The sequence below is a fragment of the Sphingomonas sp. LR59 genome (genome assembly GCF_036855945.1).
Classification (GTDB): domain Bacteria; phylum Pseudomonadota; class Alphaproteobacteria; order Sphingomonadales; family Sphingomonadaceae; genus Sphingomonas.
Genome location: NZ_JASPFL010000001.1, coordinates 1509891 through 1524765 on the forward strand (window position 1 = coordinate 1509891; position 14875 = coordinate 1524765).

13 protein-coding genes are annotated in these 14875 nt (G+C 61.2%); 7 read left to right on the forward strand and 6 right to left on the reverse strand.

The genetic code is table 11. From position 1 onward, the window contains the following. Positions 1 to 3: 3 nt before the first annotated feature. Entirely contained in the window at positions 4 to 2181 is a 2178-nt protein-coding gene (locus QP164_RS06810) for a beta-glucosidase family protein (RefSeq protein WP_443027479.1), read from the reverse strand. A 158-nt stretch (positions 2182 to 2339) separates the two neighbouring features. On the opposite strand from QP164_RS06810, the gene QP164_RS06815 reads away from it, so the two are divergent. Both QP164_RS06815 and QP164_RS06820 read left to right on the forward strand, forming a co-directional pair. Next, positions 2340 to 4700, forward strand: a complete 2361-nt coding sequence (locus QP164_RS06815; RefSeq protein ID WP_333922642.1) for a TonB-dependent receptor — start codon at positions 2340 to 2342, stop codon at positions 4698 to 4700. Between the two features lie 64 nt (positions 4701 to 4764). Further along, the gene (locus tag QP164_RS06820; RefSeq protein ID WP_333922643.1) at positions 4765 to 5400 is read left to right on the forward strand and encodes a TetR/AcrR family transcriptional regulator; all 636 of its coding nucleotides are present in this window, start codon (positions 4765 to 4767) and stop codon (positions 5398 to 5400) included. 16 nt (positions 5401 to 5416) lie between these two features. On the opposite strand, the gene QP164_RS06825 is transcribed toward QP164_RS06820, so the two are convergent. Continuing rightward, positions 5417 to 6235 carry an SDR family NAD(P)-dependent oxidoreductase gene (locus QP164_RS06825; RefSeq protein WP_333922644.1) on the reverse strand — a complete coding sequence of 273 codons (819 nt, stop codon included), beginning with the start codon at positions 6233 to 6235 and terminating at the stop codon, positions 5417 to 5419. Then, positions 6232 to 7713: a flavin-containing monooxygenase gene (locus QP164_RS06830; RefSeq protein ID WP_333922645.1), complete on the reverse strand. Its 1482-nt coding sequence runs from the start codon at positions 7711 to 7713 to the stop codon at positions 6232 to 6234. Before QP164_RS06830 ends, QP164_RS06825 begins: the two co-directional genes overlap by 4 nt. A 139-nt stretch (positions 7714 to 7852) precedes the next feature. On the opposite strand from QP164_RS06830, the gene QP164_RS06835 reads away from it, so the two are divergent. Next, positions 7853 to 8398: a TetR/AcrR family transcriptional regulator gene (locus QP164_RS06835; RefSeq protein ID WP_333922646.1), complete on the forward strand. Its 546-nt coding sequence runs from the start codon at positions 7853 to 7855 to the stop codon at positions 8396 to 8398. A gap of 30 nt (positions 8399 to 8428) precedes the next feature. Next, a complete protein-coding gene (locus QP164_RS06840; RefSeq protein WP_333922647.1) occupies positions 8429 to 8944 on the forward strand; it encodes a GNAT family N-acetyltransferase in 516 nt (171 codons plus the stop codon). An 83-nt stretch (positions 8945 to 9027) separates the two neighbouring features. Here the strand turns inward: QP164_RS06840 and QP164_RS06845 are convergent, their stop codons facing one another. Then, a complete protein-coding gene (locus QP164_RS06845; RefSeq protein WP_277970111.1) occupies positions 9028 to 9312 on the reverse strand; it encodes a hypothetical protein in 285 nt (94 codons plus the stop codon). 160 nt (positions 9313 to 9472) lie between these two features. Then, positions 9473 to 10198, reverse strand: coding sequence for an SDR family oxidoreductase (locus tag QP164_RS06850; protein WP_333922648.1), 726 nt, complete (start codon positions 10196 to 10198; stop codon positions 9473 to 9475). Positions 10199 to 10307: 109 nt separating this feature from the next. Between QP164_RS06850 and QP164_RS06855 the strand changes: the two genes are divergently transcribed. Further along, positions 10308 to 11225, forward strand: coding sequence for an AraC family transcriptional regulator (locus QP164_RS06855; RefSeq protein WP_333922649.1), 918 nt, complete (start codon positions 10308 to 10310; stop codon positions 11223 to 11225). A gap of 93 nt (positions 11226 to 11318) precedes the next feature. Here QP164_RS06855 and QP164_RS19810 read toward each other — a convergent pair whose 3' ends face one another. Then, positions 11319 to 12383: a serine hydrolase domain-containing protein gene (locus tag QP164_RS19810; RefSeq protein WP_443027480.1), complete on the reverse strand. Its 1065-nt coding sequence runs from the start codon at positions 12381 to 12383 to the stop codon at positions 11319 to 11321. Between the two features lie 485 nt (positions 12384 to 12868). Here QP164_RS19810 and QP164_RS06860 point away from each other — a divergent pair, with 485 nt between their 5' ends. Together QP164_RS06860 and QP164_RS06865 are read left to right on the forward strand one after the other, a co-directional pair. Next, a complete protein-coding gene (locus QP164_RS06860; RefSeq protein WP_333922650.1) occupies positions 12869 to 13426 on the forward strand; it encodes a DUF5694 domain-containing protein in 558 nt (185 codons plus the stop codon). Then, positions 13423 to 14868, forward strand: a complete 1446-nt coding sequence (locus tag QP164_RS06865; RefSeq protein WP_333922651.1) for a hypothetical protein — start codon at positions 13423 to 13425, stop codon at positions 14866 to 14868. Before QP164_RS06860 ends, QP164_RS06865 begins: the two co-directional genes overlap by 4 nt. Positions 14869 to 14875: the final 7 nt, after the last annotated feature.

A 14875-nucleotide genomic window follows, 5' to 3' on the forward strand; every position in this document is an offset into this window, starting at 1 on the left:
TGGTCAGCGCCACTGGCGCGCTGGCAGGCTGACAGCGACGACAGGTCCAAGATCGGTTGCCGAGCGCCCGAGCGCGAAGCCATAGCGGCCTGCCGGCATCGTCCATCGTCCACCTTTGCTGTCGGCAAGTATGCGAGGTTCGATTTGAACCGTGACGTTCGCCGCAGTCCCTGGCTGCACGGCGACCTTGGTAAAGCCAGCGAGCCGCAGTGTGCGTCCTGCAGGTGTCGAGACTAGGTAGAGTTGCGCGACATCGCTACCTGCGCGCGTGCCGGTGTTGCGGATCGTTACCGTCGCCTTCGGCTGCGCGCCCCCGGTGACCTTCATTGGGCCGGACTGAAACTGCGTGTAGCTGAGTCCGAAGCCGAACGGGAACAACGGCGTAGCATTCTTGCGCGCGAACCACCGGTAGCCGACGTCTGCGCCCTCGATATCGTAATCGATCGGATAGCGCGTTCCGGCAGCGGTTCCGGCAGCAAAGTCCCGGTCGATCATCCCGGCATACGGCAGCGCCGGGCGCGGCAGCTGATCAAGCGATGCGGGAAAAGTGACGGGCAACCGACCAGATGGATTGCTATCGCCGAACAACGTTGCGGCGATAGCATCGCCACCACGCACGCCGCCATACCACGCCTCCATCACCGCACCTGTGCGATTAAGCCATGGCATCAGGACCGGCCCACCGGTTTCGAGAACGACGATCGTCTTAGGATTAGCGGTGGTCACCGCAGCGATGAGCGCGTCCTGCCCACCCGGCAGCGACAGATCTGGGACGTCTGCGCCTTCGGCCATCCACTGCGTCGCAAAGACGATCGTCACGTCCGCCGTTTTTGCTGCCGCAACAGCCTCCGCCGGATAGCGCCCGTCATGGAATGTCACCTTGGCGTTTGGCGCCAGCGCACGGATCGCGGCGAGTGGCGCGGTGCCATGATAGGTCTGGTTATTGTATTTCGCGAGCGGCCCCTCGCCACCCATCGGCAGCGAGACGGACGGACCACCAAGCGGTTGCACCTGCGTCGACCCACCACCCGACAGCACGCCCGCATCGGCATACCCACCGATCACCGCGATCGAGCGCACGTCCTTCGACAGCGGCAGCAACGCATTGGAGTTCCGCAGCAACACGATCCCTTCGTCGGCAACGCTTCGGGCAATGCCGGCATTCGCCGCAAAATCGATGTCGGCCTTGAACGGCGGATGCGTATCAAGCCCAACCGCGTAGATCGAACGCAAGATGCGCCGGTTCATGTCAGCGACGCGCGCGGCATAAGCCGGATCGCGGGCAGCCGCCTCGGCGAGTGGCACGCCGAAGAAGATCTTCTTGTCGATCTGCGCGCCCGATTGCTGGTCCAGCCCGGCAAGAGCAAAATCGAGGGCACCAACCGCACCCCAATCGGACATGACGAACCCTGGGTAGCGCCAATCCTGCTTCAATACGCGGTTAAGCAGGTAATCGCTGCTGCATGCCGGCGCACCGTTAACGCGGTTATACGCGCACATCACCGAGCCGGGCTGGCCACGGTCGATCGCGATCTCGAAGGCGAGCAGATCGCTCATGCGGAACGCGTCATCGGCAAGTTTACCGTCGACCGCGTGACGCCCCGTCTCCTGCGCGTTGAGGGCAAAATGCTTCACCGTCGACAGCACGTGCTGCGACTGGACGCCGTCTATCGCGGCACCGCCGAGAAGCCCCGAATGAAGTGGATCCTCGCCGAAATATTCAAACGTCCGCCCATTGCGTGGATCGCGCATCAGATTGATGCCACCACCAAGCAGCACGTTGAACCCCTTCGCGCGCGCCTCGCCCGCAATCATCGCGTTGCCGCGGCGGATCAGGCCCGGGTTCCACGTCGATCCCATTGCGGTCGCCGACGGCAGCGCGGTCGCCCCGTCCTTACGAAGATTGGCGATGTACGAGACGCCGAGACTCGCATCGGTTTCAACCAGCGCTGGCACGCCGAGCCGGGGGATCCCGGTGACGTAGCCAGCACCCAGTATCGCCTCGGCAGGAATGCGAACGTTAGGGATCAACGGTATCGCCCAAAGGCCATGCGTCAGCACGGTCCGCTCATCGCCTTGCATGGCGCGTTCGGTAGCGGCCGCCCGCGTATCTGCCGCAGCTGGCCTTGCCATACCGCTCGATGGCCTTTCCTGCGCGAAAGCTGCTGTCACACAGGTCATTAGCACGCCACCAAGCAGTACAGACCGATGGGTCATCCTTGTCATGAACACTCCCCGACGCAGCAATTCACCTTACGTGCGTGCTTGACAGTATGTTTCTAACAGACAATGATCGTTGTCAAGCGGCAGGGACCGCTGGACGGGTGAGGATAACGACGATGCGTGGATTGGCACTGCTGGTGGGCTCGAGCATTCTGGCTTGGGCGGGAACGGCTCAGGCACAGACCGGAACTCAGGCAACGCAGAGCGGAGGAAGCGAGGGTTCGCAGATTTCAGATCCGACCGGCACCGCCGAAGGCGACATCGTCGTGACTGCTCAACGACGGACAGAGAATCTACGCGACGTGCCGATTGCCATCACCGTCGTGAACGGCCAGTCGCTGCGCGAAACCGGCGCCACCCAGCTTGCCGACATTACGCAACGTGCCCCTAGTCTGAACTTCACGGCGACGCCTGGCGTGCCGAACTTTGCAATCCGCGGCGTCGGCACCAACTCGTTCGACTACGGCATCGAGTCAGCCGTCGGCATAGCGGTAGACGACGTCAACATCACGCTGCCGCGCTACGTCCCGCTCAACTCGCTCGCCGATGTCGAACGTGTCGAAGTGCTGCGCGGGCCACAAGGGCTGTTGTTCGGCAAGAACACGACTGCAGGCCTCATTTCGATCTCTACCACCAAACCACAACTTGGTGAGTTCAGCAGCAGCGGTCGGGTCCAGGCGGGCAGCCGTGACCAGGTCCAGACGCAGGCCGTCGTCAACGTACCCATTGGCGACACCGCAGCTCTGCGTGTCGTTGGCGGCTATCAATACCAGAAGCCGTCGACGCAGCTTGTTGGACCAGGTCGTCTTGATCCGGTCCGCCGGTATTTCGGCACGGCCAAGCTGCTGTGGGAACCGACCGACCGGCTTTCGCTGTACGGAATCGTCGATTACCAGAACAATAGCGGGATCGAAGCCTATTCCACGATCCGCAAGTTCGGCGGCAACGATGCGACGCCGATCCCCGCCGCCTTCCGACCCTTCGCACCCGCCAACTTCGTGTTCACGCAGAACAGTGCACTCGGCGTTGTCGCCTCGCCGACCAATAACAAGACTGCGATCGGGAGCACCGACGTGCTCCGCGACGAACATAGCCTCGGGGCACAATTCTCGGCGAGCTACGATGCAGGGCCGCTCACCGTCACCTCGGTCACGGCGTACCGCGACCTGCGCGCTCGCGCTAACAATGACGTTGATCAGACGCCGGTCGCGTTCTTCGACACGAATATCGCCAACTCGCAATCCCACCAGTTCTCGGAGGAACTGCGTGTTGCCAATAATGGCCACGGCTTCGTCGACTACACGGCGGGGCTGTATTTCTTCAAACAGCATATCGACGCACAAATCCTGCAGGCGGGCACGTTCGGCGTCTTCCCCGCAAGCACGCCGGTCCGCCTCTCGCCGGTCAATGGCCAGTCGAACTTCGACTATGGGACGAAGAGCTATGCAGGCTTCGCGCAGCTCACGTTCAACGTGACGCCGTCGCTCCACCTGATCGCAGGCGGCCGGTATACGCGCGACGAGATCGATTCCACGACAACCGTTACTGCCGTCTCGGGCGTCTGCAATCTCGTCACATTCCTGCTGAGTGGCGGTAGGCGCTGCGTTGGTACTCTTGCCGCGCCGATCGTCGCCAACCGGGATGCCAACGGTTTTTCGGCACGTGGTGGTATCGAGTATTCGATCACACCGACCGCGAACGTCTATGCGACCTATACTCGCGGCTATAAGGGACCGGCGGTCAGCTCGGCTGCGGGTGTCGCGTTCAATGTCGATCCCGAGAAGGTCGACGCCTATGAGATCGGCGCCAAGTTTGACCTCGCCGACCGCCGGGTCAGCCTCAATCTCGCGGGTTTCATCAACAACTTCCGGGATTTCCAGGCTCAGGTCTTCGACCCCACGCTGAACGGGGGGCTGGGTACCTTCCGAACCGGTAATGCCAGCACGTTGAAGACGCGCGGCGTCGAGGCGGAGGCTGTCGTGCGACCACTGCATGGTGTCAGCCTGTCGGGCGGTGTTACCTATCTCGACACCGAATACGGCGACTACAACGTGGCCTGCTATTTCGGGCAGACCGCTGCACAGGGCTGCTCGCTGCCCGGACCCAGCTTCAATGCGGCAGGGTCCCCGCTTGTTGGGGCGTCGAAGTGGACGACCAGCCTTGCCGCCAATGTCGACCAGCCCATTGGCAACGACCTGAAGGTCTTCCTCAACGCAGACTGGCGCTATCGCAGCCGCTTCTATTACGCGATCAACGATCCCAGCACGATCCAGAACGGTTACTCGCTGGTCAACGCTACGATCGGCATCGGCGATATCGGCGACCATGCGCGCTTCAGCGTATTCGTCCGCAACCTGTTCGATAAGCGCTATGCCGCGGCAATCTTCCCAGGCAACTTCTCGGCAGGCCAATATGTCCAGTCTTTGCCGGATAACGCCTTCCGCCGGATTGGCGGCGCCTTCGAGTGGCGCTTCTGACCGTATCACCGCGTGTCGCTTGTCGGCACGCGGTTGATCGGTCACTAGGGCGGCAGGAGTGACGATGAGCGAGACCAAGGTTGTAAGGCGCACGCAGGAACAACGCACCGCAGAAACGCGCGGCGCGCTGTTCGAGGCAGCAGTGCGCGCAATCAGCCGGCTGGGCTATAGTCGCGCAAGCAACGCTGAAATTGCCGACGAAGCTGGTGTCAGCCGCGGTGCGATCACGCATCATTTCACGACCCGGGCGGCGTTTATTGCAGAAGTCGTGCGATGGGTCTTCCAACAGGAGGTGGTGGCTTACCAGGACTTGCAACGCGAATGGGGTACCGGATCACGCGTATCGGACTGGCCTCAGATCTCGTGGGAAGTGCTTTCGCGGCCCTCCGGCGTCGCGGTTCTGGAAATCTTCGTCGCTTCGCGGAGCGATCCCGAGCTCGCCGCGCTGATAAAGCCGGTCCAGGCCGAGATCGAGGAACTGGCGGTGACCGCTTTTCTGGATCGTCTCGGCGCCAAGGTCCGCGACACAACCGCCATCCGGCTGGTTGTCTGGGCGATGCACGGCATGTCGATAGGTCGTGATTTCATCGACGATCCCAACGCGATGCGAGATTCGGTGATTCTACTCTCAAACATGCTTGAGCGCCTCGCGCCCAATGGCACGCTCGAAGAATTGTTAAGCTCCCCTCCCCCATCGTAACGCTCACAGGCAATCATCACCGTCCGCGTCCGAGCAGGCGCCAGTAAGCGACCGGCATGATCCGCTCGATCATCGCGACGATCTTTGCGTCCCGTCCGACCAGCACCCGGGCTCGCCGCTGCTCGATCCCGGTGACAATGATCTCGCCGGCCTGTTCGGGACTGAGCTTCAGCGCCTTCGAAAAGTGCGCCTGCTGCCGCTCGCGCTCTTCGACTCCGACTGCAGCACCGGCGCGTGCGTTGGTGGCGATACCGGTCTTCACACCGCCTGGATGCACCACGGTTACACCAACCGTGGAATGTGCTGCGGTCAGTTCGTGGCGCAGAGCTTCCGAGAAGCCGCGGACGGCAAACTTCGCGGCAGCATAAGCGCTCTGTCCTGGTGGTGCGATGATTCCGAACAGACTGGAGAGGTTGACCAGCTGTGCCTGCTCACGCTGCTGTAGCAGCGGCAGGAACGCGCGTGACATGCGGACGACGCCGTGCAGGTTGATGTCCAAGAGCCAATCGAACTCCGCCTCAGTGAGCTGTGCGAAGGAACCGCTCAGGGCGACACCGGCGTTATTGACGACCACGTCGACGTGTCCATGAGCTGCCAGAACCACAGCCGGAAAGGCGGCGACAGCATCGCGGTCCGCAACATCGAGCCTGTGACGGGTGACGCGGACGCTGTTTCCGATCATTGCAGCGGTTTCAGCCAGCCCGTCCTCATCCACGTCGGCCAGCGCGACGTGACAGCCACGCACGGCCAACGATCGCGCGATCGCACGGCCTATTCCGCCCGCTGCGCCAGTCACTACAGCCACCTTGCCGGCAAGCTTCATCCGGGCGCTCATGCTGCGTTCTCTCTGGTCAAACCACGCCGACCAAAGCGCAGCACACCGTCATCGATGCGCCCACTACGGAACGCCAACAGGTCGCGGAGGTAGTTCTGCTTCACCTTCCAAGGCGCGCTCGCACCTTGCCGAGGCAGAAGGTCTGCCGCCCGCTGCACATATCCGGAGCTCAGGTCGAGGATCGGTTCGTCGCCCGTAGTCGATGGCGGTGCAACCGGTACGACGCTGTCCATCTTGCGACGATCCATATGATCGAGCAGGCGGCGGACGAACTGCGACGTCAGGTCGCATTTGAGTGTCCAGGACGCGTTGGTGTAGCCGATCGCGAAAGCGAGATTGGGCACACCATCTAGCATCGCCCCCTTGTAAAGCAGTCGCTTGCCCGGATCGACAAGGGTGCCATCGACGGTCAATCGTGCACCGCCCATGAGCTGCACCTTGAGCCCCGTCGCGGTCACAACGATGTCGGCGGGGATGGCCTCGCCGCTCTTCAACTGGAGACCGTCACGCGTGAACTCCGCGATCTCATCGGTCGCGATCGACGCCCGCCCGTTGCGCAGTACCTTGAACAGATCGCCGTCAGGGACGAGGCACAGCCGCTGGTCCCACGGGTCGTAGCGCGGCGTCAGGTGAGTGGCGATGTCGAAGTCCGGCCCCAGCATCGCGCGCTGCTGTTGCCTGATCTTCTGCTTCAAGACATGTGGTTTGCGCCGCGACACACCGTAGACGAAGATGCCGTAGCCGATATTCTTCCACCGCACCGCCGCCTCCGCCACCTTGTCAGGCAGCCAGCGGCGCAACGTCTCGGCGCGATCGTCGCGTGACGGTCGTGAGACAATATATGTCGGCGATCGCTGCAGCATCGTAACGTGTGCGGCGTCCTGGTCGACCATGGCCGGGACCAGCGTCACCGCGGTCGCACCCGAACCCACGACCACGACGTCCTTGCCCGCGACCGAAAGATCGTCAGGCCAGAATTGCGGGTGGACGACCTGTCCCGCGAACGCGTCCATTCCCGGCCAAGTCGGCGCATGCCCCGCGGCATAGTCGTAATAGCCAGAACACAGGAACAGGAAGCGGCAGGTCAGCTGGTTCGCTATGCCATCGACGGTATACGACACGATCCACAGCGCGTCCGCCGAGGACCAGTCTGCATTGGTCACCCGGTGACGCAGTCGCACCTTGGCGTCGATTTCGAACACTGCCGCAGTGTCGCGGATATAGTCGCGGATGTCCTCGCCCGCGGCGATCGCTTTCTCACCTCGCCACGGACGGAATGGGAAGCCCAGCGTCGTCATGTCCGAATCCGAGCGAATGCCCGGATAGCGGAACAGATCCCACGTGCCGCCGATCGCATCGCGCCCCTCGAAAATCGCCCAGCTTCGCGTGGCATTGCCAGTCTTCAACCAGAACGCGGCGTCGATCCCTGACAGACCGGCGCCTACCACCAGCACGTCGAGGTGCTCCATACCGGCCATGTTCCACTCCCACCATATTCCTGAACTGAATGACAATGCTTGTTGTCATTGTCAATATCGCTACTCTGTCGTAATGACGGTAACAACAAAACGGTGGACCGGGCAGACGCTTGACGCTCGACGGGCTGAGCGGCGCACGATGCTGATACAGGCGGCCGTGCGCCTGTATGGCTCCCAGGGGTTCCACAGCACGGGCGTGCGCGCGATCTGTCGCGAGGCAGGACTTACCGAACGCTATTTTTACGAAAATTTTGCGCATGGCGAAGCGTTGCTACTCGCCGCGTTCGATCAGGTGATCGCCGCTGTGTTGACGCAGATCGTTGCGGCCGACGATCCCTCTCTACCGACTGAAGATCGTACCCGACGGATGCTAGGCGCATATTTCGCGACGCTACGTGCTAATCCCACCACGGCACGCGTGTTCCTGGTTGAAATCGTCGGCGTAGATCCGTTGATCGACGAGGCAATTCGACGTTCGATGCATGACCTCTCCGAGCCGCTCTTTGCGGCCCTCGATCCTGATGATCGCGGCCCCGTCAAAATCAATGCGATGCTCCGACGCGGTGTCGAAGGAGGGCTGTTACACATTGCCCTCGCCTGGGGCGCCGAGAACTATAAGTGCTCATTGGAGGAGATTGTCGCCGCGGCGTGGATACTATGCGTAACGGCACGGCCGAGCGACTAACGTGCGCAGCGGAAAGGCTACGCTTTGACAATGAATGCCGGCACAACCGGCCAAGCGCTGGTCATCACTCTTGGGGGCAATAGTGAAATGCAAATACGGGTAGACGATCCAAAAGAACCATACGTCACGGATCTATTGGACCATCACTTGCGAGAGTTGCAGGGCGTAATGGCCGATCACGCTTTTGCACTTGATGCGTCTGGCCTTTCGGCAGCTAGCGTCACCTTCTGGACGGCATGGAACGACAAAAACCTGGCCGGGTTCGGCGCGCTAAAGGAACTGGACTGCGCACATGGCGAGCTGAAATCCATGCGGGTGGCCCCGGCCGCACGTGGCACAGGGGTAGGACGAGCGATGCTTGAGCATATTATCGCGGAAGCTCGCCGACGCGGCTACACTCGGTTGAGCCTTGAAACTGGAACTGCCGCACTACACGCGCCGGCCATATCACTTTACCGTAGTGCCGGGTTCGCTCCGTGTGGTGCGTTCGCCGATTATCGGCTCAGCCCCCATAATCAATTCTTTCAGCTGGCTCTTATAGCGTAGCTCCTAATATTTGAGTCAAAGCGCCCTACTGTTCGGGTTCCGAAACGACGCACCAACTCCGATCGCTTCGCTTACCAAAAGCGCTATTCGGAAAGGAACATCGTCTCAGCAGCCAACGCGGAGCGATGTTCCTCTCCGTAGTATGATGCGATCTCATCCAACCGGAGCGTGATCACTCTGCTGGGGACATGGATAGTCAACCTCTGCTGCTCGCCTTTGTTGAAGCGAGTGGCCTTATTTAACAGGTCACGGATAGCTCCGCGACCGACGACTCTGTCGCCGCCAAGCCAGCCACTGCCGAGCGCAATTTCAGGTGCGAGGATGAGAAGGCCATAGTCGTCAGGTGTGAGATGCTCGGTTGTGACCATGGTGTTCCTTGGCGTGATCGCGGCTTGCCCTTTATACTGGGGATCAGTGCTTGGCGACCGGGCGGCGCTGATCCAACTGCGGTCATGCACGGGCCTGAACCGGATCAACGAAGTGGACGCCTGTCCACAATCGATCAGGCGTCCCACGGCAATTTAAACGTCACCAAGCTACCGTACCATCATCGTCGAAGAAGCCACCAGTGGGTCCATCGTCAGGTAAAGTAGCTAGTCGAATACCGATCACAGCCCCCTGCTCCGGAGTGCGCGAGCCTGTGTGCTGGTTCAGGTCGGTCGCGGTATAGCCCGGGCAGCCGGCATTAACCTTGAAGCCAAGCGGCGCGAGATCCTTGGCGAATGCCACTGTCACCGCATTCAACGCCGACTTCGAGCTGTTGTAGCCAAGCAGATTTACCTCGGCCATCGGCGCCTCAAAGTCCGATGCCCAGGCAAGCGAGCCCAGGCTGCTGCTGACCATGACGATCCTCGGCTCGGACGCCTTCTTTAGCAAGGGTAGGAAAGCCTGCGTTGTTCGGATCACGCCAAAGACATTGACGTCGTAGATTGCATGAACATCCGTGACCGCCTCTTCGCTAGGCGGTCCCCAGCCAATTGAGATGCCAGCGTTGTTCACTAGAACGTCGAGCTGGTCGACTTCGCCTCCCAGAGTTTTTGCGGCCGCGGCGACGCTCCGATCGTCTGTTACGTCTAGCGGCAGGAAGCGGGCATCCAAGTCGTCGCGGCGTAGTGCCTCAGCAGCCGCCTCGCCGCGGCTCTCGTTCCGGCTACCGATCCAGACCGTGTAGCCAATCCTGCCGAGTCCGCGCGCTATCTCCAGGCCGATGCCCTTGTTTGCTCCTGTCACGAGTGCTGTTTTCTTGTGGGTCATGCCTATTCCTTTATCTGGTGCTCCCAAGATGGATGCCGCGGCTATCTGCGCATGCGTGATCGCCGCGAGTACTTGCCCGATCCGATCAAGGACGCTTGTCTGAAGCGACGTGACCGCTCATCTTCGTCGCATGCACGACACGCTTACAGAACTGCGCGGTATCGTCAGCCGCCATACACCTGGCCGATATCAGTCAACCGTGTTGCCACGAGTTGCGCTGTACAAGGACCGCGCCGCGCCACAGCCGGTATCAGGCGTTTACCAGCCGATGATGGCGTTGATCCTAAGCGGCGCAAAGGAGATCGCGATCGGCGACCGCCGGCTTCGGTATGATCCGGCCAGCTATTTCATCGCTACAGTCGAGCTACCCGCGTCCGGCTGCGTCAAACTCGATCAGCCAAACGAGCAGTATCTTGCAGTCAGCCTCGACCTCGACAGTGACCAGCTTGCATCCGTTCTCAGCGAGGCGGACGTGTCCTCGCCTACAGCCGAACCCGCGTTTGCAGTGAACCCGGTCACGTCGGAGCTGCTTGACGCGTGGCTACGTCTCTTACGGCTTCTCGATGCGCCAAAGGATATTGCCGTGTTGGCCCCGCTTTGCGAGCGAGAGATCCTCTATCGTCTACTCCAGGGGCCGCAGGGGGCAATCGTCCGGCAGATCGCGCGCGCTGACAGCCGGCTCTCGCAGGTACGCCGGGCGATTGCACTGATCCGCGATCAGTTCGATAGGCCGTTGCGCGTTGAGGCGCTGGCTGACGTGGCCGGCATGAGCCCGGCTTCGTTACACCGGCATTTTCGCACAGCAACGGCGATGAGCCCGCTGCAGTACCAAAAGAGCCTGCGGCTTCAGGAGGCTCGTCGGCTGATCCTGGCCGGCCGCGACGTCGCCGCAGCTGGCTTTGCGGTGGGCTACGAAAGCGCATCGCAATTTAGTCGGGAGTACGCCCGCCTGTTCGGCTCCCCGCCGTCCCGTGATGCAAAAAGCACTAAGCTAACGGGCGAAAGCAACCGAGCCCTAGCTGCCTAAACGATGACGACTTGACCCACAAGCCGCCATTCAACGGTACTAAGACGGTTCCCATCTTCGGACACTCATTCATCGGCCCGCCCTTTGATCTGGCTAGGTGCTTGGTGATCTGAGGGAGATGCGTTCGAGGATCTGCGATGTAATTGCGACCCCTCGTTCGCCGCCGCAGTTGGTAAGCGCCCCGTACCCATGACCGGACTTGCGGTCGATAATCGCACTCGCAAACCATAGGGTGTTCGACCCATCGTGCGTTAGTCTGCTGGCCGGAGAGTCGGATGGTCCGTCAAGGCTCCAGCCCCCGGCATAGCCCAAATCCGGCTGGGCTGGGGTAAGCAAGTGCTTTAGCGTCGTTGTACGAAGAAAAGGTGGCCCGCTGCCCAAATAACTGGCCAGGAATTGCGCGTAACCCGAGGCGCTGATGTGTACGCCGCCGGATGGCCATAGTACCGCCGGATTGTCAGCCTCACCAAGGGCCGGGTCAATGGGTTTCAATATGCCACCATTAGCTTCCCGCCCCCACGGCCCTGTTCGAGGAGGTGCCCCAAACCCCGCTTCGGCAATACGCAAAGCTCTGAAAACTTCGCCCCGCAGTGCCTCCTCCCACGTAACGTTGACCGCCTCTTCAATAGCTGCGCCCACCATCACGTAGTTCAGATTGCCGTAGCGATAGACACCCCGCCTTTCCGGCGGAGCACTGCTAAGAACGCGCTCAACCAGATCGCGCCGTTGTTCATTGGCAGATTTTGGATCGGCGCGCCTCGCGTCCAACCACCGAGGGTCAACGAAGGTATCGGTTAGGCCTGCTGAATGACTTAATAGTTCCTCGACACGTATGTCGACCCAAGCAGGATGCGATGCGATTGCGGGGAAGAGACTAGGTACGCTTGCGCCCCATCGGCACCGTCCGCGATCGACCAAGCGAGCGTATAGGGCGGCTGTCATTGCCTTGGTATTGGAACCGATGTGCCAACGGAACGACGGATCGAGAATTGCGCCAACTTCGCCCTGCGAGATAATTCCCGATACGCCCGCCTTCGAACAGGTGAGGCCCACCGCTCCACTGGGTATGACGTCCGCTCCACGCACAGCGCCTGATAAAGCGGCCCCCGCTGCACCCACGAGGAAGCTACGTCTTCTCAACTGCCCTCGCCCCATCATAATCTGACTTGGCGGATTGTTAGGGCATGAGATCAACAGGGGATATGATTAACTCGGCCTGCTCGCAAACGTACCGATTCCGGGACTGGTGTCGTTGCCAGCTGTCGGACCAACCTCATCTACAGCGGCGTCCAATGCAGCAAATCCAGATAGACAGCTGCCGTTCGACGTGTATTGTTTGAGCACCACACCAAGGAGGCCTCCTGCATGCTGCTACCCATACTCGCTGCGGCAGCAACGCCTGCTGTGACCGCTGCACAACAGCAACCTGTCCAAGTGATGGTGCTGGGTAGCTATCATTTCGGCAACCCTGGTCGTGACAAGGTGAATGCCCACGTCGACGATGTCACCACGCCGCAGCGCCAGCGCGAACTGGAAGCACTGGCTGATGCCATCGCTGAATTTGAACCGACGCGGGTCATGGTAGAGGCGCAACGCCCGGGCCCGACCTACGATGTGACGGACTTCGCGAGGTTTTCCCCAAAATGCTCAAGACCGACCGGGACGAGACAACCCAGATCGGCTACCGCATCGCTGCTCGCGCCGGCCTTCGGTCCGTTCAAGGTATTGACGAGCAACCCGACAAGGGTGAACCGGACTATTTCCCAATCGGCCGGGTCGAAGCTTATGCAAAAGCTCACGGGCAGCAGGCCTATCTCGACGCCGCCTTTGAAACGGTCCAGGCGTCTGCCAAAAAGTTTGAGGCTGAGCAGGCAACCACCAGCATACCACGGATGCTGATCCGCTATAACGACCCCTCCACGCCCATGGGTGGACAGGATTCATACTACTCCCTGCTCCGACTTGGTGACGGTAACGAGCAGCCCGGCGCAGATCTGAATGCCATGTGGTACCTACGCAATGCGAAGATCTTCGCAAAGCTCATCAATGTGGCCAAACCGGGCGATCGCATCCTCGTCGTGTACGGGGCTGGACACGGGTACTGGCTGCGACACTTCGCCTCGACGACACCGGGCTACAGTTCGGTTGATGTCAGGCCCTATCTTGAGAAGGCAGCCAGCAAACTGGCCGCGCCGAGATGAACCCGTCGCTCCTTGCCATACCAGCGGCGGTTCTGCTGATCGGTGCGACCAACGTACCTCGCGACTGGGCAGCGACCTTGCAAATGGACGCCAAGGCCTATCACAACCAGATCGCCGACAATCACCCTGGTCCCTACAACAAACTCGACCCCGGCTTTGCGCGTCGCAACGATGCCGGTCTGGCGTTGGCCCTGCGTCGTGCTGCAACCGCTGGAGACTACCCAGGATATCTATGGGCGATGCGCGGTTACGTGGCGAGCTTCAACGATGGGCATGTCGCGCTCGACCTCGATCAGCCAGCGCCCCTGCCGATCCGCTGGCCCGGCTTTCTGACCGGCTTTGACGGCACCGGACGTCAGGTCGTGATGACCCGAGCGGATGACGCTCCCTTACCGCTCGGAGCAGTACTCGTAAGCTGCGATGGCATTGATGCCGAACACCTGGCTGCCCGCAACGTCGGCGCCTTCCGAGGCAGGTGGGAATTGGTCAGCCAACGAGCGACCAATGGTGGTCGGTTGTTCCTCGACGCCGCCAACCCCTACATCAAGCGTCCAGTCCGCTGCCGCTTCAAGGTCGATGACAAGCTAAAGGACGTGACGCTCAGTTGGCGCGATCTGCCTGATGCAGACTTCGACGCACGTTTTGCCGCTACCGCACCGCGGGCACGTCCAGAGTTCGCGGCTCGAACCCTTGCTGACGGCACGCGCTGGTTCTCGCTCCCCAGCTTCAACGGTGACCCCGACAGCGCTGATGCCAAGTCCCTAACGCCAATCATCAAATCGATGAGGAAGGACGCCCTCGCGATCGCAGCGGCACAGCGCATCGTGCTCGACCTTCGAGGCAATGGCGGTGGATCGTCCGACTGGTCGTATCAGATTGCGGCTATCCTCTGGGGCCAGGCTGCAGTGAACGCGCTGCCATCAGGATCGAAAGGCGTCGACTGGCGCGCTTCGGCGGGAAACATCGCCACGCTTGAAGGCTATCGTACCGCCTGGCAGAATTCCGCCGATGTCTCGCAGGCGGTGAAAGACTGGGCCGCGCGTACCGCGAAGGGCATGACATCTGCCCGCGCCCTCGGCCAAGCGCTCTGGCGTGAAGTGGATGCCGACGAAGCTAAGCCAGCGGCAACCGGCGCTGCTCACATGCTGAAAGCGCGGGTATTCGTGCTGACGGACTGGGGATGCGGATCGGCATGCCTTGATGCGGTCGATCTATGGACCGCGTTAGGCGGCATTCACGTCGGGCAGGAGACGAGCGCTGACTCGCTCTACATGGACGTACGGCAAGTCGCTCTGCCCAGCGGTTTTGCCCGGGCCGTCATTCCGATGAAGGTGTATCGCGGCAGGAAACGCGGTTCGAACGTCCCGGCCAGGCCGGTACATGCTTACACCGGCGACATGCGCAATACCGATCGGCTCGAGCGCTGGATCACTGCCCTTTAGCCTTAAA